This window comes from Variovorax sp. FW305-3-2-15-B-LB1 (assembly GCF_058787635.1).
Map to the genome: position 1 here is coordinate 1 of NZ_JBYSZY010000002.1, position 22,007 is coordinate 22,007.

General features: G+C 70.1%; 18 protein-coding genes and 1 pseudogene. 13 read left to right on the forward strand and 6 right to left on the reverse strand.

The genetic code is table 11. The annotated features are described in order from the left end of the window. A partial coding sequence (locus AC3WQR_RS01540; RefSeq protein ID WP_492740952.1) for a S41 family peptidase occupies positions 1 to 1,486 on the forward strand: 1,486 nt, incomplete at its 5' end. Positions 1,487 to 1,512: 26 nt separating this feature from the next. Here the strand turns inward: AC3WQR_RS01540 and priA are convergent. After that, positions 1,513 to 3,660: a replication restart helicase PriA gene (priA, locus tag AC3WQR_RS01545; protein ID WP_492732737.1), complete on the reverse strand. Its 2,148-nt coding sequence runs from the start codon at positions 3,658 to 3,660 to the stop codon at positions 1,513 to 1,515. Positions 3,661 to 4,073: 413 nt separating this feature from the next. Next, the gene (gene hemE / locus AC3WQR_RS01550; RefSeq protein ID WP_447740826.1) at positions 4,074 to 5,183 is read right to left on the reverse strand and encodes a uroporphyrinogen decarboxylase; all 1,110 of its coding nucleotides are present in this window, start codon (positions 5,181 to 5,183) and stop codon (positions 4,074 to 4,076) included. A 143-nt stretch (positions 5,184 to 5,326) separates the two neighbouring features. Here hemE and AC3WQR_RS01555 point away from each other — a divergent pair. The 10 genes and pseudogenes from AC3WQR_RS01555 to AC3WQR_RS01600 all read left to right on the forward strand — a co-directional run. Next, positions 5,327 to 6,919, forward strand: a pseudogene (locus AC3WQR_RS01555) (GMC family oxidoreductase); the annotation flags it as partial. 79 nt (positions 6,920 to 6,998) lie between these two features. Then, complete coding sequence (locus tag AC3WQR_RS01560) at positions 6,999 to 7,805, forward strand: SDR family NAD(P)-dependent oxidoreductase (protein WP_492732716.1); 807 nt, start codon at positions 6,999 to 7,001, stop codon at positions 7,803 to 7,805. A gap of 15 nt (positions 7,806 to 7,820) precedes the next feature. Further along, complete coding sequence (locus AC3WQR_RS01565) at positions 7,821 to 8,621, forward strand: MoaF C-terminal domain-containing protein (RefSeq protein WP_492740953.1); 801 nt, start codon at positions 7,821 to 7,823, stop codon at positions 8,619 to 8,621. A gap of 27 nt (positions 8,622 to 8,648) precedes the next feature. Next, positions 8,649 to 9,041, forward strand: a complete 393-nt coding sequence (locus tag AC3WQR_RS01570) for a nuclear transport factor 2 family protein (RefSeq protein WP_095743473.1) — start codon at positions 8,649 to 8,651, stop codon at positions 9,039 to 9,041. Between the two features lie 46 nt (positions 9,042 to 9,087). Beyond that, positions 9,088 to 10,590, forward strand: a complete 1,503-nt coding sequence (locus AC3WQR_RS01575; RefSeq protein WP_139701525.1) for an aldehyde dehydrogenase family protein — start codon at positions 9,088 to 9,090, stop codon at positions 10,588 to 10,590. A gap of 43 nt (positions 10,591 to 10,633) precedes the next feature. After that, positions 10,634 to 11,899 carry an ABC transporter substrate-binding protein gene (locus tag AC3WQR_RS01580; protein ID WP_492740954.1) on the forward strand — a complete coding sequence of 422 codons (1,266 nt, stop codon included), beginning with the start codon at positions 10,634 to 10,636 and terminating at the stop codon, positions 11,897 to 11,899. A 12-nt stretch (positions 11,900 to 11,911) separates the two neighbouring features. After that, positions 11,912 to 12,781 (forward strand): branched-chain amino acid ABC transporter permease, encoded by an 870-nt coding sequence (locus AC3WQR_RS01585; RefSeq protein ID WP_062476232.1) that lies wholly within the window; start codon positions 11,912 to 11,914, stop codon positions 12,779 to 12,781. Next, on the forward strand, positions 12,778 to 13,848 hold the full coding sequence (locus AC3WQR_RS01590; RefSeq protein ID WP_492740955.1) for a branched-chain amino acid ABC transporter permease: 1,071 nt from the start codon (positions 12,778 to 12,780) through the stop codon (positions 13,846 to 13,848). The genes AC3WQR_RS01585 and AC3WQR_RS01590 overlap by 4 nt, the downstream gene beginning before the upstream one ends. Beyond that, entirely contained in the window at positions 13,845 to 14,552 is a 708-nt protein-coding gene (locus AC3WQR_RS01595; RefSeq protein WP_489060911.1) for an ABC transporter ATP-binding protein, read from the forward strand. Before AC3WQR_RS01590 ends, AC3WQR_RS01595 begins: the two co-directional genes overlap by 4 nt. 7 nt (positions 14,553 to 14,559) lie before the next feature. Then, positions 14,560 to 15,267, forward strand: a complete 708-nt coding sequence (locus AC3WQR_RS01600; RefSeq protein WP_307582755.1) for an ABC transporter ATP-binding protein — start codon at positions 14,560 to 14,562, stop codon at positions 15,265 to 15,267. Here AC3WQR_RS01600 and AC3WQR_RS01605 read toward each other — a convergent pair. Further along, the gene (locus AC3WQR_RS01605; RefSeq protein ID WP_369631123.1) at positions 15,264 to 16,196 is read right to left on the reverse strand and encodes a LysR substrate-binding domain-containing protein; all 933 of its coding nucleotides are present in this window, start codon (positions 16,194 to 16,196) and stop codon (positions 15,264 to 15,266) included. The genes AC3WQR_RS01600 and AC3WQR_RS01605 overlap by 4 nt on opposite strands. 163 nt (positions 16,197 to 16,359) lie before the next feature. On the opposite strand from AC3WQR_RS01605, the gene AC3WQR_RS01610 reads away from it, so the two are divergent. Together AC3WQR_RS01610 and AC3WQR_RS01615 are read left to right on the forward strand one after the other, a co-directional pair. Next, entirely contained in the window at positions 16,360 to 17,349 is a 990-nt protein-coding gene (locus AC3WQR_RS01610; protein ID WP_492740956.1) for a tripartite tricarboxylate transporter substrate binding protein, read from the forward strand. Between the two features lie 5 nt (positions 17,350 to 17,354). Continuing rightward, positions 17,355 to 18,653, forward strand: a complete 1,299-nt coding sequence (locus AC3WQR_RS01615) for a hypothetical protein (RefSeq protein ID WP_492740957.1) — start codon at positions 17,355 to 17,357, stop codon at positions 18,651 to 18,653. 10 nt (positions 18,654 to 18,663) lie between these two features. Here the strand turns inward: AC3WQR_RS01615 and AC3WQR_RS01620 are convergent, their stop codons facing one another. The 3 genes from AC3WQR_RS01620 to AC3WQR_RS01630 all read right to left on the reverse strand — a co-directional run bounded on the left by AC3WQR_RS01620 (position 18,664) and on the right by AC3WQR_RS01630 (position 21,923). Next, complete coding sequence (locus tag AC3WQR_RS01620; RefSeq protein WP_095743481.1) at positions 18,664 to 19,644, reverse strand: AraC-like ligand-binding domain-containing protein; 981 nt, start codon at positions 19,642 to 19,644, stop codon at positions 18,664 to 18,666. Positions 19,645 to 19,796: 152 nt separating this feature from the next. Then, positions 19,797 to 21,104, reverse strand: a complete 1,308-nt coding sequence (locus AC3WQR_RS01625) for an MFS transporter (RefSeq protein WP_492740958.1) — start codon at positions 21,102 to 21,104, stop codon at positions 19,797 to 19,799. 126 nt (positions 21,105 to 21,230) lie between these two features. Continuing rightward, positions 21,231 to 21,923, reverse strand: coding sequence for a redoxin domain-containing protein (locus AC3WQR_RS01630; RefSeq protein WP_174250269.1), 693 nt, complete (start codon positions 21,921 to 21,923; stop codon positions 21,231 to 21,233). Positions 21,924 to 22,007 lie beyond the last annotated feature (84 nt).

Consider the following 22,007-nt stretch of genomic DNA (forward strand, 5'->3'; position numbering starts at 1 on the left):
ACCCACGACGCCGCCCGACGTGCCCGACGACGGCGATGCCTTGCGCAACGCGCCCTGGGTCGAGGGCGTGTTCCGGACCGCGAGCCTCTACAAGGACCGCTGCGCGGCGCCGCGCACCGGCACGGGCTACGACGGCAAGCCGTTCACCGACAAGGCCGGTCGCACGCTCGACGAGAACAACTGGCTGCGCGCGTGGATCAACGACACCTACCTCTGGTACGACGAGGTGCCGGACCTGGACCCCGCGCGCTACGCCACGGCCGACTATTTCGACCTGCTCAAGACCCACGCCGTGACGCCGTCGGGCAGGGACAAGGACCAGTTCCATTTCACCTACACCACCGAGGAGTGGAATGCGCTCTCGGGCGCCGGCTCGTCCGTCGGATACGGCGCGCAGTGGGCTTTCTTTGCCCTCTCCCCGCCGCGCGATCTGCGCGTGGCGTACGTGGAGCCCGGCTCTCCCGCGGCCACGACGGGCGCCGGCCTGCCGCGCGGCGCCCGGGTGCTCGGGGTCAACGGCGTCGATTTCGTGAACGACCCCACGCAGGAAGGCGTCGATGTCATCAACGCGGCGCTCTTTGGCGCTGCACCGGGGACGTCCACGCGGTTCACCGTCGTCGACGCGGGCAGCAACACCCCGCGCGACATCACGCTGACGGCGGCGCCGGTGATCTCGACCCCCGTCCAGAACGTCAAGACGCTCCCGAACGCGGGCCGCACGGTTGGCTACCTGCAATTCAACGACCACATCGGCACGGCGGAACTGCAACTGAAGGCCGCCATGGAGTGGCTGCGCGCGCAGCGGGCCACCGAGCTGGTCGTCGACCTGCGCTACAACGGCGGCGGCTATCTGGACCTGGCCAGTCAACTGGGCTTCATGGTCGCCGGCGAGACGCAGACGCGCGGCAAGACCTTCGAGACCGTGCGGTTCAACAACAAGCACACCGAGCGCGATCCGGTAACTGGCAACACGCTCGCGCCCACGCCGTTCTGGGCCACCACCCTGGGCTTTCTTTCTCCCATCGACCCGCCCCTTCCGCTGCCCAGCCTCGACCTGCGACGCGTCTACGTGCTCACGGGCCCCGACACCTGCTCGGCCAGCGAGGCGTTCATCAACGGCCTGCGCGGCATCGACATCGACGTGGTCCAGATCGGCGACACCACCTGCGGCAAGCCCTACGGCTTCTATCCCGAGGACAACTGCGGCACCACCTACTTCAGCGTGCAGTTCCAGGGCGTGAACGCCAAGGGCTTCGGCGACTACCCCGATGGCATTACGCCCACCTGCTTCGTGCCCGACGATTTCAGCCGTGCGCTCGGCGATCCGCAGGAGGCGCGCCTGGCCGCCGCACTGGCGCACCAGGTCTCGGGGGCCTGCCCCGTCGCACCGGCCGGGCGCCTCGCCAAGCGAGCCGTCGCCGGCCCCGCCGCGCCCTTGCTGCACAAGCCCGAAGGCCTGCGCAACCGCATCCTGCGTCCGCGCTGAAGCAGGCGCAGGCACGCGCGCCGCGCTCAGATGCTGTGCGGGTCCACGTCCACCAGCCAGCGGATCACGCCCTTGCCCTCGGGCGTGCGCCGCAGTTCGTGCAGCAGCGGCTGCCAGGCGGCCAGCAGGCGCTGCAGCGCGGCGCGTGAGGGGCTTTCGATGAGCATCTGCGCGCGCTCCACGTTCGCCACGCGTTGGATCGCCAGCGGCACCGCCGGGTAGCGCGTGACCAGGTCGGCGCCGGGCAGCGCCTCGGCCTGGTCGGCCGCGAGGTTCAGGAAGCCCTGCGCCACCGCCTGCTCGCGCGCGTCGGCGCGCACCAGCGCCTGGAACGCGAAGGGCGGCATGGCGGCGGCCTGGCGTTCTTCGAGCTGCTGCTTGGCGAAGGCTTCGTAGTCGTGCCGGCGCAGCGCCGCGAACAGCGGGTGCGGCGCATGGTGCGTCTGGATCCACATCTCGGCCTTGGCGCCTTGCGCTGCGAGGTAGGCAGCGTCGCGGCCCGCGCGGCCGGCCGACTGCATCAACAGGCTGAACAAGCGCTCGGGCGCGCGGAAGTCGCTGGAGAACAGCGCACCGTCGGGGTTCACCGCGGCCACCAGCGTGATGCGGCGGAAGTCGTGGCCCTTGGCGATCATCTGCGTGCCGACGAGCACGTCGACCTCACCCGCATGCACGGCGGCCAGTTGCGATTCGAGCGCGCCTTGCTTCTTGGTGCTGTCGGCGTCGATGCGCGCGATGCGCACCGCGCTGCCGTCCGCATGTTTCACGCCGGCGAACAGCTCGGCCAGGTGCTCCTCGAGCCGCTCGGTGCCGCGGCCCACGGGCGCGATGTCGGGGTTGCCGCAGGCCGGGCAGGCGCGCGGCACGCGCTCGGTGAAACCGCAGTGGTGGCAGCGCAGCGTGCGGTCGATCTTGTGGAACACGCGGTAGGCGCTGCAGTGCGGGCATTCGCTCTTCCAGCCGCAGTCGCCGCAGGCCAGCACCGGCGCATAGCCGCGCCGGTTCAGGAAGATCATGCTCTGCTCGCCGCGCGCGATGCGCTGGCCGATGGCGTCGAGCAGCGCGCCCGAGATCACCGTCTTCGGCGGCTGCAGGTTCATGTCCACCAGCCGCACCGCCGGCAGCGCGCCCGCGCCGATGCGCGAAGGCATGGCCAGTCGCACGTAGCGCCCGCCTGGGTCGTCGCCCTCGGGCGGGCGGCTCTGGTGCCAGCTCTCGAGCGAGGGCGTGGCCGAGCCCAGGATCACCTTGGCCTTTTCGCGCTGGCCGCGCCACACGGCGAGGTCGCGCGCCGAGTAGCGCGCGCCTTCCTGCTGCTTGTAGCTCGGGTCATGCTCCTCGTCGACCACGATGAGCTTCAGCCCCGGGATCGACGCGAACACCGCCATGCGCGTGCCCAGCACGATGCGCGCGGCGCCGCTGTGCGCCGCCAGCCAGCTCGCCAGCCGCTGCGGGTTCGTCATGCCGCTGTGCAGCGACACCACGGCCTCGTCGCCGAAGCGCGCCTTGAAGCGGGCCTCGAGCTGCGGCGTGAGGTTGATCTCGGGCACCATCACCAGCGCCTGCGCTTCGGGGTCGCGCGCCAGCAGGTCGGCCACGCAGCGCAGGTAGACCTCGGTCTTGCCGCTGCCCGTGCTGCCCACCAGCAGGAAGGTGCCGGTGCCGGCCTCGATGCGGGCCAGCGCGGCCGACTGTTCGTCGGAGAGAGCAATCAGGTTCGCGGATTCGGCGGTTTCGGCCACCGGCCCGGCCGTGGTCTTGCGCTTGAGGCGGCGCGCCAGCTGCGTCGTGCTCAGGTCGCGCAGCTGCGGCGGCAGGGCGGCCAGCGCGATTTCGCCGATCGAGCGCTGGTAGTAGCGCCCGGCAAACGCCACCAGGTCGCGCCAGGCCTCGCCCAGCGGCGCCAGCGCGTCGAGCGCCGCGCCCACGGGTTTGAGCGCCATGTCGGGCTCGGCGCCCTCCAGCGAGGTCGGCTCGTTCCAGACCACGCCCAGCACCTCGCGCTTGCCCAGCGGCACCCGCACCAGCGTGCCCGGCACCAGCGGCTCGGCGCCGGCGTAGCTCAGCAGGTCACCCAGCGCGGCATGCGCGGGCGTCTGCACCGCGATGTCGAGTCGCCAGGGGTAGGAGACGTTTGTGGCGGATGTGACCGTCGGCGCGCCGGCTTCGGGCAGCGATTCGGCGGAGGGGCTGGGCGTCCTTTTTGGCAAGGTTTGTTAATGCGTTTTGGAGCAAGACCGCTTAAGTTGTTGATTTCACAGCGCTTTGGCGGTCATCCAGAGTTTCTGTGGATAACTTTGTTGACAAGACGGCTGGATAGTCGCCGAAGCCTTGATTTTCAAGGCTTCCGCTGGAATGCCTGTAAAAAAAGCAAAAATCAAAACCTATATAAATCAACCACTTAGCGTCGCTATTGGTTTAGGAGCAGAACCAATGCCCCCTCAGATAATCTTGCGCAGTGCAACACGCGTTTTGTGCATAAGTCGGGCGTCCGGGGCCGTTTTAGGGCTTGACAAACGCCGGGCGACTGGCTTTCAGGGGGCGCTGAGTCTGCCAACCGGGCGGTCGGCAGTTCACATTTGTTAGCTCAAGTGCGCAGCGCGCGCGACTGGTCGTGCACCGCCTGGACCAGCGCCGCGACGTGGTCGGGCGGCGTGAACTGGCTGATGCCGTGGCCCAGGTTGAAGATGTGCGTCGGGCCCGCCGTGGTGCGGTCGGTGTGGGGCTTGCCGAAGGCCTGCAGCACCTTGCCGACCTCGGCCTCGATGGCCGCGGGCGGGGCGAACAGCACGTTCGGGTCGATGTTGCCCTGGATCGCCTTGGCCTTGTCCTCGGTGCCTTCGGCCACGAGGCGGCGCGCGGCGGCCAGGTTGACGGTCCAGTCGACGCCGAGCACTTCGCAGTCGAGCGCGCGCATGGCGCCCAGCCACAGGCCGCCGCCCTTGGTGAAGACGATGCGCGGCACCGGCTGGCCGTCGGGGCCGTGGCGCTTCAGGCCGGCGAGCACGCGCGCGGTGTAGGCCAGGCTGAATTCGTGGAAGGCGCCGTCGGCGAGCACGCCGCCCCAGCTGTCGAAGATCATCACGGCCTGCGCGCCGGCGTCGATCTGGGCGTTGAGGTAGGCGGCCACGGAATCGGCATTGACCGCGAGCACGCGGTGCATCAGGTCGGGGCGGCCGTACAGCATGCTCTTCACGAGGCGGTAGTCGCTCGAGCCCGCGCCTTCGACCATGTAGCAGGCCAGCGTCCACGGGCTGCCCGAGAAGCCGATCAGCGGTACGCGGCCGTTCAGCGCCTTGCGGATCGAGCCCACGGCGTCGAACACATAGCGCAGCTTGTCCATGTCGGGCACTTCGAGCGCGGCCACGGCCGCTTCGTCGCGCACCGGGCGCGCAAAGCGCGGGCCTTCGCCGGCCTCGAACGACAGGCCCAGGCCCATCGCGTCGGGCACGGTGAGGATGTCCGAAAAGAGGATGGCCGCGTCCAGCGGGTAGCGCGCCAGCGGCTGCAGCGTGACCTCGGTGGCGTAGTCGGTGTTGGTGGCCAGCCCCATGAAGCTGCCGGCCTTGGCGCGCGTGGCAACGTATTCAGGCAGGTAGCGGCCGGCCTGGCGCATGAGCCAGACGGGCGTGTGATCGGTGGCCTGGCGCCAGCAGGCCCGCAGGAAGGTGTCGTTTTGCAAAGGGGCGAAAGGCATGGCCCGATTGTCGCAGGGCCCCCCGCGTTCGCCGTCAGTTGACCGACAGCGCACTTTGCGTTGCATCAACCCGCCCCGATGCGCCAGGGCGCGCGCCAGCCGCGAGCATCCGTTCCCGACAACAACTTCGGTCTGGAACAGACATGGCGCAGCAGGTTTTCGATGTGGTGGTGGTGGGCGCCGGCTCGGCCGGCTGCGTGCTGGCGCACCGGCTGGTGCGCGCCGGGCGCCGCGTGCTGCTGCTGGAGGCGGGCCCGCCCGACGACGACCGCTTCATCCACATGCCCGCCACCTTCGTGCGCGTGATCGGCACCGAGCGCACCTGGGCCTACGAGAGCGAGCCGCAGCCCGCCGCCGCCGGCCGCAAGATGTTCGTGCCGCAAGGCCGCACGCTGGGCGGCGGCAGCTCGATCAATGCCATGGTCTACGTGCGCGGCACGCCGGCCGACTACGACGGCTGGGAGGCGCAGGGCTGCGAAGGCTGGGGCTGGCGCGACGTGCTGCCGTGGTTCCGCAAGGCCGAGGGCAACGCGCGCTTCGCCTGCGAGCTGCACGGCACGAACGGGCCGCTGAAGGTGAGCGACACGCGCTTTCGCCATCCGCTGAGCCTGGCCTTCCTGCGCGCCGCGCAGCAAAGCGGCCTTGCCTACAACGACGACTTCAACGGCGCCGCCCAGGCCGGCGTGGGCTTCTACCAGACCACCACCTTCGAAGGCCGGCGCGCCAGCACCGCCGCCACCTACCTCGCGGCCGTGCGCGACGACCCGAAGCTCACCGTGGTGACGGGCGCGCACGTGCTGCGCGTGCTCACGCAGGATGGTGCGGCGACCGGCGTGGTCTACCGCACGGGCCGCAACGGCAGCGGCGAAGAGGTGGTGGCCACCGCGCGCGACGAAGTGATCCTCTCGGCTGGCGCGCTCGCCTCGCCCAAGCTCCTGCTGCTGTCGGGCATCGGCCCCGGCGCGCAGTTGCAGGCGCTGGGCCTGCCGGTGGTGAAAGACCTGCCCGGCGTGGGCGAGAACTTCCAGGACCACCTGGAGGTGTCGGTCTACGGCCGCACGCGCGAGCCCGTGAGCCTGCTGGGCAACGACCGCGGCCTGGCGGCGCTGAAGCACGGCCTGCAATGGATGATGTTCGGCTCCGGCCTGCTCACCTCGAACGTGGTCGAGAGCGGGGGCTTCGTCGACACCACCGGCGAAGGCCGGCCCGACCTGCAGTTCCACGTGCTGCCCGTGCTCGTGGGCGACGTCGACCGCGAACCGCTGGCCGGCCACGGCCTGTCGATCAATCCCTGCTTCCTGCGCCCGCAGTCGCGCGGGCGCGTGGCACTGCGCAGCGCCGACCCGATGGCGCCGATCCTGTTCGACGGCGGCTACCTGCAGGCGCAGGCCGACGTCGACACGCTGGTGCGCGGCGTGAAGCTGGCGCGCCGCATCCTGCGCGCGCCGGCGCTGCGCGAGGTGGTGTCCGAAGAGCTGGCGCCGTCGGCCGCCGACGACATGTCCGACGAGGCCCTCGAGGCCTACGTGCGCGAGCGCGCCAAGACCGTCTACCACCCGAGCGGCACCTGCCGCATGGGCCGCGACGCCATGGCCGTGGTCGATGCGCGCATGCGCGTGCACGGCGTGGCCAGGCTGCGCGTGTGCGATGCCTCGGTGATGCCTTCGCTCGTCAGCGGCAACACCAACGCGCCGACCGTGATGCTGGCCGAGCGCTGCGCCGACTTCGCGCTGTCAGGCAACTGAGATTGCACGGTCGGTCAATCGCCGAAGCGCACTGAAACCTAGAGTCCTTCCCAACCAGGAGACACAGCGAATGAGTTCCCCGAATTCCATGGCCGGCAAGGTCGCCTTCATCACCGGCGGCGGCACCGGCATCGGTGCGGCGGTGGCCGCGCAGTTCGTCGCGGCGGGCGGCCGCGTGGTGCTGATGGGGCGCCGCCTCGCGCAGCTCGAAGCGGTGGCGTCGAAGCTCGGCGGGCTCGCGGTGGCGGGCGACGCAGCGAACACTGCCGATGTGCAGCGCGCCCTGACCGCCGCACGCGAACGCTTCGGCGGCGTCGACGTGCTGGTCGCCAACGCGGGCGGCCACGGCGTGGGCGATGCGCTTTCGACCGACGACGCCTCGTGGGCGCTGTCCACGCGCCTGAACCTCGACACCGCCTTCGTCTGCGCACGCGAGCTGCTGCCCGAGCTCATCGCGCGGCGCGGCAACATCGTCGTGCTCTCGTCGCTCGCGGGCCACTTCGCGGGGCCGGGCGTGGTCGGCTACGTGACCATGAAGCACGCGCTCATCGGCCTCGTGCGTTCGCTGGCGCGTGACTACGGCCAGCAGGGCGTGCGCGTGAACGCCGTGTGCCCCGGCTGGGTGCGCACCGAGATGGCCGACGAGCAGATGCAGGTGCTCGTCGACAAGCACCACCTGCCGAACACCGATGCGGCCTACGACCTCGTCACGCGCGACGTGCCCATGGGCCGCGCCGCCAGCCCCGACGACGTGGCGAACGCCGTGCTGTTCCTCGCCTCGCCGCTGGCCGCGATGGTCAGCGGCAGCTCGCTGATGGTCGATGGCGGCGCGTCCGCGGTCGACCTGCCCACCATCGCTTTCGCGCACGACGCCTGAAGAAGGAAAGACGCCATGAGCACCGACACCACCAAGCCCGCCGACTGGAAGACCTACGACCAGTTCGCCCTCGGCATCGCAACCAACCGCCTGCCCGCCACCGACGCACTCGCCGGCCAGACGCTGCGGCTCGCGCTGCCCGGCTTCCAGCTCACGCTGCAGCCGCGCGCGCAGCACACGCTCGACTGGCATGAAGACGGCGCACGCGGGGGCGAAGGCCAGGGCGACTGGTACGAGGCCATCGAGGTCGCGCCCGACACCTTCTTCCTCGACATCACGCAGGCCAGCCGCCCGAGCGAGGCGCTGACCGTGGTCCTCAACACGCGCACGCGCCGCGTGCTCGCCATCCGCTGCCGCATCGTCGGCGCCGACGAGGCCGCGGGCCAGCCGCGCGTGCCGCAGGACTTCTGGCCCGGCACGCTCGAAGGCGGCACTGCCACTGGCAGCGCACCGCACGCCACGCGCGACCTCATCGGCCTGCGCACCTGGCAGACCTACAGCCCCAACCACACCTACGAGCACACCTACCTGAGCGCCGAGCGCTACGCCTGGCAGTGCCTGGTGGGCGTGCAGCGTGGCCACGGCGACGTCGACCTCGCGAGCTACTGGAAGTTCGACGACGACCAGTACGTCTTCACCTTCCGCGAGTTTTTGATCCCGGTCGCGTCGGTGTTCTTCTTCGACTTCGCGAACGGTCGCTCGACCGGCAAGTTCCTCGGGCTCACCGGCACCGGCGCGATCGCCAACAACCCCGCTGGCGCCTTCATGCGCAAGGCCTCGCAGACCTTCTACCCGCCCGAGTTCGGGCCCGTCTGACCTCACCGTTGTCCAGGAGCTTTTTTCATGCGCACCCCTTACCAGATCGTGGCCGACCACTACGCCGCCTCCGACCGCCACGACCTCGCCGCGATGTTCGCCGACGTGGCCAATGACGTGCAGTGGACCGAGATGGCCGGCTTTCCCTGCGCCGGCACGCACGTCGGCCCCGCGCAGGTGGTCGAGAAGGTCTTCCAGGTGCTCGGCGCCGAGTGGGAGGGCTACCGCTTCGTGCTCGAGCGGCTGGTCGACGGCGGCGACACCGTGGTCGGCATCGGCGACTACCACGCGCGCCACCGCACCACGGGCAAGCCGATGCAGGCCCGCGTCACGCATGTGTGGCAGGTGCAGGGCGGAAAGGTGCAGCGCTTCGAGCAGTTCACCGACACGCTGCTCGTCGCGCGCGCCATGCAGCCGTGACGCCGCTTTCTTTCGCATCCCTCGCATCCCTTCCCGGAGCCCGCCCATGAATCTGCGCGACCTGTCGATCGAACACCTCGGCCAGGTGGGCCTGCTGGCGCAGCGCCGCCGCGGCAACCACATCGACGGCCACGAGGTCGTGCCCCGCAACGGGCAGTACCTGCCGGTGGTCGACCCGGCCACCGAGATGACCGTGGCCGAGGCGCCCGACAGCGACGCGGACGACGTGCACGCCGCCGTCGCCGGCGCGCGCCGCACCTTCGAGAGCGCCGCCTGGAAGTCGCTGCGCCCGGCCGACCGCGAGCGCATGCTGTACACGCTCTCGACGCTCATCGAGTCGCACGCCGACGAACTCAGCGCGCTCGAAACCCTGCAAAGCGGCAAGCTGCGCGGCATCGCGCGCATGGTCGACGTGGGCGCGGGCGCGGAGTTCGTGCGCTACATGGCGGGCTGGGCCACCAAGCTCGAAGGCCAGACGCTCGACAACTCCATCGGCATCCCCGGCGCGCAGTGGGTCACGTACACGCGGCGCGAGCCGGTGGGCGTGGTCGCGGCCATCGTGCCGTGGAACTTCCCGCTCGCCATCGCGCTGTGGAAGGTGGCGCCGGCGCTGGCGGCCGGCTGCACCGTGGTGCTCAAGCCGTCCGAAGAAACGCCGCTCACCGCGCTGCGGCTGGCCGAGCTGGCGCTGGAGGCGGGCTTTCCGCCGGGCGCGCTGAATGTGGTGTGCGGGCGCGGCGCCACGGCCGGCGCGGCGCTGGCCGCGCACCCGGACGTCCGCAAGATCAGCTTCACCGGTTCGACGGCGGTGGGCCGTCACATCGGCCACGCGGCGGTCGACAGCATGGCGCGCTTCACGCTCGAGCTGGGCGGCAAGTCGCCGCTCATCGTGCTGGGCGACGCCGACCCGGTGGCGGCGGCGCAGGGCGCGGCCAACGGCATCTTCTTTCACCAGGGCCAGGTGTGCACGGCAGGCTCTCGCGTGTACGTACAGCGCAACCTGTTCGACGAGGTGGTGCGCCGGCTCGCGCAGGCCGCCGAGGGCCTGCACATCGGCTCGGGCTTCGACCCGAAGGCGCAGTTCGGGCCGCTCGTGTCCAAGCGCCACCTGGCGCGCGTGATGGCGCACATCGACGGCGCCGTGGCCGAGGGCGCCACGCTGGTCACGGGCGGGCGCCAGGCTTTCGACGGCGGCTGCTTCGTGCAGCCCACCGTGTTCGTCGACGCGCAGCCGTCGATGCGCATCGCGCGCGAAGAGGTGTTCGGCCCGGTCGCGACGGTCGTGCCTTTCGACGACGTGGACGATGCGGTGCGCCTGGCCAACGACAGCGCCTACGGCCTGGCGGCCAGCGTCTGGTCGAACGACCTCTCGGCCGTGCACCGCATCGTGCCGCGCCTGCAGGCGGGCGTGGTCTGGGTCAACGCGCACAACGTGCTCGACAACGCGCTGCCGCTGGGCGGCGTGAAGCAGTCGGGCAGCGGGCGCGACCTGGGGCGCGCGGCGGTGGAGAGCTTCACCGAACTCAAGAGCGTGTGCATGGCGGTGTAGCCCCGCCCCCGGTTTCGATCACCCAGAAAGAAGGAGACACCTCATGCAAAGCAAAAGACGAATCGCGCTGTCGGCCGTTGCGGGCGCGCTGGGCCTCGCTGGCTTCAGCGGCGCCTGGGCGCAGGCGGGTCCCGACTGCGGCCTCAACACCGGCAAGCCCGCCACGGGCGAGCCCATTCCCATCGGCGCCGTGGTCGGCAAGACCGGCCCCGACGACTTCAGCGCCTCGGGCCAGGCGGCGGCTGCGTACTTCAAGTGCGTCAACGCCAACGGCGGCATCCATGGCCGGCCGGTCGACTACCTCGTGCTCGACGACCAGTGGAACCCCGAGACGGCCGCGCAGGTGGCCTCCAAGCTCGTGAAGGACCGCAAGGTGGTCGCGCTCGTGGGCAGCACCAGCTTCGTGGAGTGCGGTGCCAACGCCAAGATGTACGCCGACGAGGGCGTGATGGTCATCGCCGGCACCGGCGTGCCGCGCGAGTGCTTCAACGCGCGCAACTACGTGCCGGTGAACGCCGGGCCGCGCGTGTCGGCCACCATCGCCGCGATGTACGCTGCGCAGAAGTACAAGGCCAAGAAGATGGTCTGCATCATTCCGAACATCCCGAGCCTGGGCAACTGGGCCTGCGAGGGGCCCAAGGAATGGGGCAGGAAGAACGGCGTGACGGTCGAGACCCTCACCATCGACCCCGGCTCGGCCGACGCCACCTCGACCATGCTGCAGGCCGCCGCGAAGAAGCCCGACACCATCATCATGAACGTGCCCAAGGGCATCCTCGTGCCGATGCTGGCCGCGGCCGAGCAGCAGAACCTGGGCAGGAAGATCCACTTCGTGTCGGCCGCACCGGCCTACAACGTCGACGTGCCCAAGGCCATCGGGCCGTACTGGAAGGGCAACTTCGACGTCAACCTCGAGTTCAACCCGCTCGAATCGGCCGGGCCCGACAACAAGAACTGGCTGGCCGTGATGGACAAGCACGGTGCCAAGAGCGACCCGCGCGACACCTTCTCGCAGGCCGGCTACCTGGCCGCGCGCCTGGCCACGCAGGCGATGCTGAAGATGGACCCGAAGAAGATCGACCGCGCCGGCGTGACCGATGCGCTGCGCAAGGTGAGCGACTTCCGCAGCGACATTCTCTGCAAGCCCTTCTACGTGGGCAGCGGCAACCGCCACAACGCCAACAACAGCGGCCCCATGGCCAGTCCCGACGGCAACGGCTGGCGCTTTGCGCCCGGCGGCTGCCTCACGGCGGACGACCCGGAGCTGGTCGACATCCGTGCCGACGAGCAGAAGATGGGCCTGAAGTAAGCGCGCCGGGCCATGGAGGACTACCTGCCTTTCGTCATCTCGGGCCTGGGCCTGGGCGCGGTGTACGCGCTCTCGGGCGTGGGGCTGGTGGTGCTCTATCGCTCGTCGGGCGTGCTGAACTTCGCCTTCGGCGCCATCGGCGCGCTCGGTGCCTATGTGGCCTGGACGCTGCTCGAAGCCGACTGGCCGCAGGGCCTGGCGTGGTGCGCGGCGGTGCTCGCGGCCATGGCGCTGTCGCTGGCCTACGGGCGCCTGCTGGCGCCGCGCCTGTCGCACCGCGACCCGACCATCCGCAGCATCGCCACGCTGGGCTTCGCGCTCGTGGTGGTGGGTTTCACCGAATGGACTTGGGGCGAGCAGCCGCGCCGTCTCGTGCTGCCGACCGACGGCGGCGCGCTCGAGTTCGTCTTGGGCGAGGTCGAGGTGCGGCTCACGCACACGCGCGCGCTCGGCCTGGCGCTGGCGGTGCTGATGATGGGCGGCGTCGGCCTGCTTCTGTCGAAGACGCGCGTGGGGCTGAAGATGCGCGCGCTGGCCAACGACCGCGACCTGAGCGCGCTGCTCGGCATCCGCGTGCTCGGCGTCGACACGGTGGCGTGGATATTGAGCGGCGCCTTCGCGGGCGTGTGCGGGCTGCTGCTGGCCAACATCGTGCGGCTGCAGGCCACGCTCCTGACCTTTCTGGTGATTCCGGCCTTTGCCGCCGCCATCATCGGCCGCCTGCATTCGCTGCCGGCCACCGTGGCGGGCGGCATCGCCATCGGCGTGCTGGAGGCGCTGGCGATCACGGTGCCGGGCTTCGCGGCCTTTCGCACGGCCACGCCGTTCCTCATCGCGCTGGCGATGATCGTCTTCTACCGCGCGGGGACGCGGTCGGCATGAACGCGTCGATCCTCGAAGGCACCCTGCCCGCGTCCGACGCAGCACCCGCCGCGCTGGCGCAGGCCACGCGCCGCGCCCGCCGCTCGCTCATCTTGATGGTGGTCTGCGTGCTGCTGATCGGCTGGGCCGTGCCGTGGTTCGCGAACGCGTACTGGATCAAGACGCTCACCTCGTCGCTCGCGCTGTCGGTCGCCGCGGCGGGCGTGGCGCTGCTGTATGGCCAGCTCGGGCTGGTGTCGCTGTGCCAGTACGCGCTGCTCGGCGCGGGCGGCTGGGTCGCGCTGCGCGCGGGGCACGGGCTGGGCTGGCCCTTCGAGCTGTCGGTGCTCGCGGGCGGGCTGCTGTCCTGCGTCGTGGGCATGCTCGCGGGGCTGCCGGCGCTGCGGCTCAAGGGGCTGTACCTGGCGCTCGTCACGATGATGATGGCGGGCGGCTTCCAGGTGGTCGTCAACGTGACGGGCTTTCCCGATGGCGGCGCGGGCTGGCTGGGCCGCGTGTTCGGCAGCGAGCGGCTGATGATGCCGCGCCCCGCGCTGGCGCTGTCCGACGCCGCGTACTTCCGCTACGTGGCCGTGTGGCTGGCGGCGGTGCTGGCGCTGATCGAGCTGCACCGGCGCACGCGCGCGGGCCGCTCGTGGGCGCTGATCCGGCGCGGCGAGGCGGCGGCCGTGGCGGCCGGCGTGAACATCCTGCGTTACCAGACCTGGGCCTTCGGGCTCGCGGGCTTCTGCGCGGGCGTGGCCGGCGCGCTGCTCGCGGGCGGCGTGGGGCAGCTCGACGGGCGCGCCTTCACGGCCGGCGAATCGGTGATGCTGTTCGCGCTCGCGGTGGTGGGCGGCGTGTACCACTGGGCCGGCGCGCTCATCGCAGGCTTGCTGCTGCGCGCGGTGCCGGCGCTGCTGACCGACTTCGGCGTCAACGGCTACCTCGCGATGATCTTCTTCGGCGTGGCGCTGCTGCATGCGCTCATCACCGCGCCGAGCGGCATCGCGGGGCAGCTGATGGGCGCGTTCGAGGCGGTGCGAAGACGCTTCGCTTCGCCGAAGGACAAGGACGCCGCGCCATGATCCGCATCGACGATCTCACCGTCGCCTTCGGCGGCGTCAAGGCCATCGACGCGCTCACGGCGCAGCTCGATGCGCCCGTGTGCGGCCTCATCGGGCCGAACGGCGCGGGCAAGACCACGCTGGTCAACGTGCTCAGCGGCCTCGTGTCGCCGAGTGCCGGCCGCGTGGCGGTGGACGGCGCCGACCTGCTGGGCCTGAAGCCCATCGCGCGCGTGCGCTTCGGCCTGCGCCGCTCGTTCCAGACCGAGCAGGTGGTGGAAGACCTCAGCGTGTGGGACAACGTGCGCGCGCTGCTCGACCACGTGCCGCATGCGCGCGGCGAAGCAACATCGCAGGTGGCGCGCGCGCTGTCGCACACGGGCCTGCTCGACGTGGCGACCGTCATGGGGCACCGCCTCAACCTGTTCCAGCGCCGCATGCTCGAGCTTGCGAAATCGCTGGTCGGCGCGCCCAAGCTGCTGCTGCTTGACGAGCCCGGCGCCGGCCTCACCGAGCAGGAAGCCGGCGTGCTGCGCCGCACGATCGGTGCGGTGCATGCCTTCTGCGGCGCGCAGGTGCTGCTCATCGACCACGACGTCGACCTGATCGCCGCGACCTGCACGCAGACCCTGGTGCTCGACTTCGGCCGCCGCCTCGCGCTCGGTCCGACGCGCGAGGTGCTCGACGACCCGGCCGTGCGCAAGGCCTACCTGGGAACGGAGTGACCACCCCATGCTGAACGTGACGGATCTGCGCCTGCAGCGCGGCGGCAAGGCCGTGCTGCACGGCATCGACCTGCAGGTGCCGCCGGGCGAGGTGACGGCGCTGCTGGGCGCCAACGGCGCGGGCAAGTCGAGCACCGTGATGGCCATCGGCGGCGTGCTGCCGCTCGCGGGCGGGCGCATCGAGGTCGAGGGCCACGCACTGCACGGCCAGCGGCCCGAGCGCGTGCGCGCGCTGGGCGTGGCGGTGGTGCCCGAGGGGCATCGCGTGCTCGGCGAGCTGTCGGTGCTGGACAACCTGCGCGCCGCCGCGACCGCGCTGCCCGCGGCCACGGTGGCCGATGCGGTCGAGCGTGTGCTCGGCGTGTTCCCCGAGCTGCGCGTGAAGCTCGCGCTGCCCGCGCGTTCGCTGTCGGGTGGACAGAAGCAGATGGTCTGCATCGCGCAGGCGCTCATCGGCAAGCCGCGCTACCTCGCGATCGACGAACTCTCACTGGGGCTCGCGCCCGCGGTGGTGAAGCGGCTGGTCGAGGTGGTGCAGCAGGTCGCGCGCGAGGGTGTGGGCGTGCTGCTGATCGAGCAGTTCACGACGGTGGCGCTGGCCGTGTCGAGCCGTGCCTATGTGCTGGAGCGCGGGCGCATGGCGTTCGCGGGCTCGTCGGAAGAACTGCGCAGCCGGCCGGAGATCCTGCACAGCAGCTATCTCGCGGCGGCCTAGGCGCGCTCCTTCTGCGCCTTCCGTGCGGTGGGCATCACGAAGGCCTGGAAGTAGTCGCGCAGCCGCGCGGTGAACTCCTCGGCGATGGCCGAAGGCGCCGACTGCGGCGAGAAGGCCATCGACACCTCCACCGGGCAGCGCGGCGACAGCGGCAGGATCTTCAGGTCGCGCGCGAACACGGAAGCCACGTAGGGGTTGACGATGCCGACGCCGGTGCCCTGCGCCGCCATCATGCAGATGGTGACCGAGTAGGTGGTCTCGACCGTGGCGGCGCATTCGATGCGGTGCTGCTGCAGCGTGCGCTGGAACTGCTGGTGGATCTCGTCGTCGGCATTCAGCGTGAGCAGCACCTGCTGCTTCAGGTCGCGCACGTGGACGGCGTCGCGGTGCGCCAGCGCATGCCCGGGATGCACGACGCACACCGCGCTGGCCTTGTGCAGGCTGACCGCGTCGAGCTGCGGGTCGTGGAAGGCGGCGGTGCTGAGCGCGACGTCGTACAGGCCGTAGAGCAGGCCCTCGCGCAAGGCGTGCGTGCCGACGGTCTGCAGGTTGACGTGCACCTCGGGGTGCAGCCGCGAGAAGGCATGGATCACTTGCGGCATCACACCGAGCCCGAGCGCCGGCGTGCAGCCCACGCGCAACGAGCCCGCGCCCGACTTGCGCAGCACCGCCACGCTCTGCTCGATGCGGTCCAGGCCCAGGAAGTGGCGCTGCACGGTGTCGAACAGCTGGCGCGCCTCGTGCGTGGGGCGCAGCCGTCCCTTGTGGATGTCGAACAGCTTGAGCCCGGTGGCATGCTGGATCTGCGAGAGCAGGCGGCTCACGGAGGGCTGCGTGGTGTGCAGCAGGGCCGCCGCGGCGGTGGTGGTGCCGGTCTGCATCACGGCGCGAAAGGCCTCGATCTGGCGGAAGTTCAACGGGCGCGACATGCGGGGGCTCCTGGGGCTGCACGGTACAAGGCAGAAAGCATGGCATATCTTTTCTGCATAGCCTGTGAATGAAAATGAATTTTTCAGAATGATGCTGCGTTCCTAGACTGCGCCCTATCCACCCCCTCCATCGCGCCGTCGCGGCGCACAGCAAGGAAGACGCATGACACAGCAATGGCCCCGCAGGGCCGCCGGCCTCGGCCTTCTCGCACTGGCCCTGGGCGTCGCTTCGACGTCGCAGGCATCGCAGCCGCAGGCCTACCCCGACCGGATGATCCGGCTCGTGGTGCCCTTCACCGCCGGCGGCAGCTCCGACGTGCAGGCCCGCATGCTGGCCGACCGGCTGGGCAAGCTGTACAAGCAGTCCGTGGTGGTCGACAACAAGCCCGGCGCCGGCGGGCACATCGGCGGCAAGTTCGTGGCCGATGCACCGGCCGACGGCTACACGCTGCTGCTCGGCTCGATCGGGCTGCACGCGACCTACGGCGTGTTCAAGAAGCTGAGCTACGACCCCGCGACCGACTTGAAGGTGGTCACGGTGCTGGCTGAGATGCCGCACGTCGTGGTCGCCAATCCCGCGCTGCCCGCCAACGACCTGAAGCAGCTGGTGGCGCTGGCGCGCAAGCAGCCGGACACCATCAACTTCGGCTCGGCCGGCGTGGGCTCGTCGGTGCACATGATCGGCGAGCTGTTCAAGCTCACGGCCAATGCACCGCTCGTGCACGTGCCCTACAAGGGCAGCACGGCCGCGCTGAACGACCTGCTGGCGGGGCAGATCCAGCTGATGTTCGAGAACCCGCCGACCACGCTGGCCCACATCCGCGGCGGCAAGCTCAAGGCGCTGGCCGTGACCGGCAAGACCCGCCTGCCGGCGCTGCCCGAGGTGCCGACCGCGATCGAGTCCGGCTTCCCGGCCTTCGAGGCCACCTCGTGGACCACGGTGGCGGTGAGCGCCAAGGTGCCCGACGCCATCGCCGACAAGCTCAATGCCGACATCCGCAAGATCGTCGCCGCGCCGGAGTTCCGCCAGGGGCTGTCGGAGCAGGGCATGACGCCGGTGGCGAACACGCGCGACGCCGCGACGCGCTTCATCGCCGCCGAGAAGCTGCGCTGGGACAAGGTGATCCAGCAAGGCCGCATTGCCGCGGAGTGAGCCCGATGTCGTCGAACCCACTTCCCGAGCAACCCCGCCTCGCGCCGGCACCCTGCCGCCGCGTGGGCGATGGCGCGCAGCACCATTTCTTCGGCTACTACAACAAGAGCGCCTGGGACCGCAGCGGGCGCTACCTGCTGGCGCAGCAGGTGCCCTGGATGGACGCCGAACTCACGCCGACGGCGGCAGCACGCATCGGCTACTTCGACCTGCAGGACAACGACCGCTTCCACGCGGTCGGCGACACCACCGCGTGGAACTGGCAGATGGGCAGCCAGCTGCAGTGGCTCGACGGCGCGCCGGGGCGCCAGCTGGTCTACAACAGCCGCACCGGCGATGCCGATGCGTTCTACCCCGGCTTCGGCGCCACGGTGCTCGACGTCGACACCGGCGCGAAACGCCTGCTGCCGTTGCCGATCTACGTGGTGGCGCCCGACAGCCGCTGGGCCTTGAGCGTGGACTACCGGCGCCTGTACATCACGCACCGCACCATCGGCTACAGCGAAGCCGGCGGGCCGTTCGAGCTGCCGCTGGCACCGGCCGACGACGGCATCCACGCGACCGACCTGGCCACCGGCACGGCGCGGCTGCTGCTGAGCTACCAGGACCTGCGCCGGTTTCATCCGCGCGCGTCGATGGACAAGGCGATCCACTGGGTGAGCCACATCGAGGTCAACCCGTCGTCGTCGCGCGTGCTGTTCCTGCACCGCTGGACCGAGCGCGTCGAGGACGAGACCTGCTTCCTGCACCGCCTGCTCACGATGAACCCCGACGGCTCCGACCTGCGCCTGCTGGAGTGCTCCGACCATCCGCTGCCGCAGCTGGCGGATGACTTCGACCCGACGGCCGTGGGCACCTTCGACTACGAGAAGTCCGAGTACCAGATCTCGCACCCGCTGTGGCAGGACGACGAACACATCATCGTGTGGGGCCCGCACGCCGGAAAGATCCACTACCACCTGTACCACGACCGCGTGGGCGGCGAGGTCCGCGTGATCGGCGACGGCGTGCTGGTGGAGAACGGCCACATGACCTTCTCGCCGGTGAACACACGCTGGCTGCTGAGCGACACCTACCCCGACGCACGCACGCACGAGCGCGTGCTGTTCCTGTTCGACATGGCCACCGGCCGGCGCCACGACCTGGGCAGCTTCTACGCCTCGCCGGCGCTGAGCAAGGAGAACCGGTGCGACCTGCACCCGCGCTGGCGCCGCGACGGGCTGCAGGTGTGCATCGACTCCGTGCACGAATCGCAGCGGCAGATGTACATCGTCGACGTGTCGGGGATCGTGGGCAGCCCTTGAAGGGGGTCGCCTAGTGTGTGAGCGCCGGCGACATCGCCCGCTGCGCCTCGCGCCGCTGGAACTCGCGCGGCGACACGCCGTACTGCGCCTTGAACACGCGGCAGAAGTGCGCACTGCTGTTGAAGCCCCAGGCGAAGGCGATCTCCGACACCGAGGCGCGGCCGCCCGCGGCCTGGCGCAGAGCTTCGCTGCAGCGCTCCAGGCGCATCTGCCAGATGAAGCGGTCGAGCGTCTGGTCTTCGTCCTCGAACACGCGGTGCAGGTAGCGCTTGGAGCAGCGCAGCTGCTGCGCGATGAGGTCCAGCGACAGGGCCGGGTCGGCCAGGTGCGCGTGCACGAACTGCTTCACGCGCGCCTTCAGCACGCCGGGCAGCGGCTGTGCGCCGAACTGCTCGTCGGCGTGCGTGGCGAGCGTGGAGGCCAGCAGGCCCAGCACGGTGTCGCTGACCGAGCGGCCGACGGCGTTGGGCAGGGACGGCAGCTGGTCGGCCAGCGAGGTGAGGAACGAACCGAGCACCGCGTACAGCCCCTGCATGGCCGGCGTGTGGGCTTCGCAGGTGTGCAGGTCGGGCATCTTCATGCCCTTGAACTGCTGGCGCGGGATCGTGATGGCCAGCAGGCGCGAGCGCTCGGGGTTGGTGATGGCATAGGGCACGCGCGGGTCGTACAGGCTCCAGTCGCCCGGGTGCAGGTGGAACTCGCGGTCGCGCTGCGAGATGTGGCCGTGGCCTTCCAGCTGCAGCACCAGCTTGTAGTGCTCGTCGAGCGCGATCTCGCGGTGCGTGTCGGGCCGCGCCACGCGGTGCGAGGGCGCCTCGATCATGAACATGCCCAGGGGGCCGAGTTCGTAGGCGTCCATGCGTGCGTCGAACGGGCCGGGGTCGAGGCACTGCACGCGCAGCGCGCCGAAGTACGACTCGTTGATGCGGCCCCAGCAGGCCTGCCGGTCGGCCGGGTGTTCGAGCCGGGTGCTGAAGTGGTGTGCGTTCATGCCGTGGTTCCCAGGGGGCGCCGGAAGCGCTGGTGCAGGATAGGCAGGTCGGCGCGCGCCATCATCGGTACTTCCACCCGGGGCGGCAGGGGCGGTGCGCTCCCGGTCAACGGCCGGTGCGCGCTGGGTCAATGCCCGCGGTTCACACCTTCTCAGACGACGGGCACGCGGCCCGCGTCGGCCGGGTCGACGTTGCGGCGGTACAGCACGAGCGTCGCAACCAGCCCGCAGGCCGCGGCGGCCGTCATCCACAGGCCGGGCGCGCCCTTGTCGCCGGTCATCTCGATCAGGCCCGTGGCAATGGCCGGCGTGAAGCCGCCGAACAGGGCCGTGGCGAGGCTGTAGGCCAGCGAAAAGCCCGCGGTGCGCACGCTGACCGGCATCACCTCGGTGAGCGCCACCACCATCGCGCCGTTGTAGCTGGCGTACAGGAACGACAGCCACAGCTCCACCTCGAGCATGCGCGCGAAGCTCGGCGCGCCGACCAGCCACTTGAGCGACGGGTAGGCCGTGAGGATGGTCAGCACGGTGAACAGCACGAGCAGCGGCTTGCGCCCCACGCGGTCCGACAGCGAGCCCATGACCGGCAGCCAGAAGAAGTTGGAAATGGCCACGCACAGCGTGACGATGAGCGCGTCGGTCGTGCTCAGGTGCAGCACGGCCTTGCCGAAGGTGGGCGTGTAGACGGTGATCAGGTAGAACGACACGGTGGTCATCGACACCAGCATCATCCCGGCGACCACGAGGCCCCAGTTGGCCACCATCGAGCGGAAGATCTCGCGCGCGTCGGGGCGGTGCTTGCGCGCCATGAACTCCTCGGTCTCCTGCAGCGAGCGGCGGATGATGAACAGCACCGGCACGATCAGGCAGCCGACGAAGAAGGGAATGCGCCAGTAGAAGTCGCCGATCTCCTGGGGGGTGAAGGTCACGTTGAGCCAGTAGCCCAGTGCGGCGGCCACGACGATGGCCACCTGCTGGCTGGCCGACTGCCAGCTCACGTAGAAGCCCTTGCGGCCCGGCGTGGCCATTTCCGACAGGTACACCGACACGCCGCCCAGTTCCACGCCGGCCGAGAAGCCCTGCAGCAGCCGTCCCACCAGCACCAGCAGCGGCGCGATCACGCCGGTGGTCGCGTAGCTCGGCACGCAGGCGATGAGCAGCGTGCCGACGGCCATCAGCGCGAGCGTGACGATCAGCCCCTGGCGGCGGCCCACGCGGTCGACGTACGCACCGAGAAAGATGGCGCCCAGCGGCCGCATCAGGAAGCCCGCGCCGAAGGTCATGAAGGTCAGCATCAGCGACGCGAACTCGTTGCCGGCGGGGAAGAAGGCCTTCGAGATCTGCGTGGCGTAGAAGCCGAACAGGAAGAAGTCGAACATCTCCATGAAGTTGCCGCCGGTCACGCGCAGGACGGTGGCGAATTTCGAGGAGGAATGCGCGTTGGCAGGCGCGGAAGTCATGGTGTGTCCCCTGGGGCGGTGTTGTGGGCCCAAGGGTAGGTCGGGGTTCCCGACCTGCACCTGACGGGGGGAGTCAGGTAGCTGTCAATGCAGCGCGCCGCGCAGTGGGCGACGCGTGCACACGCATCAACTCTTGTACTTGATCGAGCACCCGTAAGGCCGCGTGCTCGCCATCGACACCGGTTTTCCGCCGGTCACTTCGCCCAGCGCCTGGTTCACGTAGTTGGTGGCGGTCTTGATGTCATCCACGCGCGCCGAGGCGATGCTGTCGATGCCGCCGGCATACACCAGCGTGCCCTTGGGGTCGATGATGAAGATGTGGGGCGTGGTGCGCGCGCCGTAGACCTGGCCGATCACGCCGTCTTCGTCCATCAGCACGGCGGTGGGCGCGGCCTTTTGCGACTTCATCCAGGCGTCGAGCGCGTCGGCCTTCAGGTAGTCGCTGGCGGCGCGCTCGGTGGAGTTGATCGCGAGCCAGACCACGCCCTTGTCGGTGGCGGCCTTCTGCGTGGCCGGCATGTTGCCGCTGCCGTAGTGCTTGCGCACGAAGGGGCAGCCGGGGTTGGTCCATTCGAGCACCACGAACTTGCCCGCGAAATCAGACAGCTTGTGCTTGGCGCCGGTGGTGTCGACGGCCACGAAGTCGGGCGCCTGCTGGCCCACGGCGGGCGCGGCAAAGGCGTTGGTGCCCATGAGGAAGGTGGCGCCCAGCGCGACGGCGGCGGCCACAACGGCGCGGCGGGAAGCGCGGCTGAGGGCGGCGCGTGCCTGGCGCGCGGCGCGAAGGGAGCGTGAGTCGACAGTGGGCGAGAGCGTCATGGCCAGCTTGAACTCCAAAAAACAAAATTCCAAACAACAACTGCAGCTTAGAACGGTTTCTTCAAGTGCGTGTGACAACCCATG

Coding starts and splice junctions, on each gene's coding strand:
- hemE (WP_447740826.1), bottom strand. CDS start 5,183: ATGCCTTTCGCCCCTTTGCAAAACGACACCTTCCTGCGGGCCTGCTGG.
- AC3WQR_RS01560 (WP_492732716.1), top strand. CDS start 6,999: ATGAGTTCCCCGAATTCCATGGCCGGCAAGGTCGCCTTCATCACCGGC.
- AC3WQR_RS01565 (WP_492740953.1), top strand. CDS start 7,821: ATGAGCACCGACACCACCAAGCCCGCCGACTGGAAGACCTACGACCAG.
- AC3WQR_RS01570 (WP_095743473.1), top strand. CDS start 8,649: ATGCGCACCCCTTACCAGATCGTGGCCGACCACTACGCCGCCTCCGAC.
- AC3WQR_RS01575 (WP_139701525.1), top strand. CDS start 9,088: ATGAATCTGCGCGACCTGTCGATCGAACACCTCGGCCAGGTGGGCCTG.
- AC3WQR_RS01580 (WP_492740954.1), top strand. CDS start 10,634: ATGCAAAGCAAAAGACGAATCGCGCTGTCGGCCGTTGCGGGCGCGCTG.
- AC3WQR_RS01585 (WP_062476232.1), top strand. CDS start 11,912: ATGGAGGACTACCTGCCTTTCGTCATCTCGGGCCTGGGCCTGGGCGCG.
- AC3WQR_RS01590 (WP_492740955.1), top strand. CDS start 12,778: ATGAACGCGTCGATCCTCGAAGGCACCCTGCCCGCGTCCGACGCAGCA.
- AC3WQR_RS01595 (WP_489060911.1), top strand. CDS start 13,845: ATGATCCGCATCGACGATCTCACCGTCGCCTTCGGCGGCGTCAAGGCC.
- AC3WQR_RS01600 (WP_307582755.1), top strand. CDS start 14,560: ATGCTGAACGTGACGGATCTGCGCCTGCAGCGCGGCGGCAAGGCCGTG.
- AC3WQR_RS01605 (WP_369631123.1), bottom strand. CDS start 16,196: ATGTCGCGCCCGTTGAACTTCCGCCAGATCGAGGCCTTTCGCGCCGTG.
- AC3WQR_RS01610 (WP_492740956.1), top strand. CDS start 16,360: ATGACACAGCAATGGCCCCGCAGGGCCGCCGGCCTCGGCCTTCTCGCA.
- AC3WQR_RS01615 (WP_492740957.1), top strand. CDS start 17,355: ATGTCGTCGAACCCACTTCCCGAGCAACCCCGCCTCGCGCCGGCACCC.
- AC3WQR_RS01620 (WP_095743481.1), bottom strand. CDS start 19,644: ATGAACGCACACCACTTCAGCACCCGGCTCGAACACCCGGCCGACCGG.
- AC3WQR_RS01625 (WP_492740958.1), bottom strand. CDS start 21,104: ATGACTTCCGCGCCTGCCAACGCGCATTCCTCCTCGAAATTCGCCACC.
- AC3WQR_RS01630 (WP_174250269.1), bottom strand. CDS start 21,923: ATGACGCTCTCGCCCACTGTCGACTCACGCTCCCTTCGCGCCGCGCGC.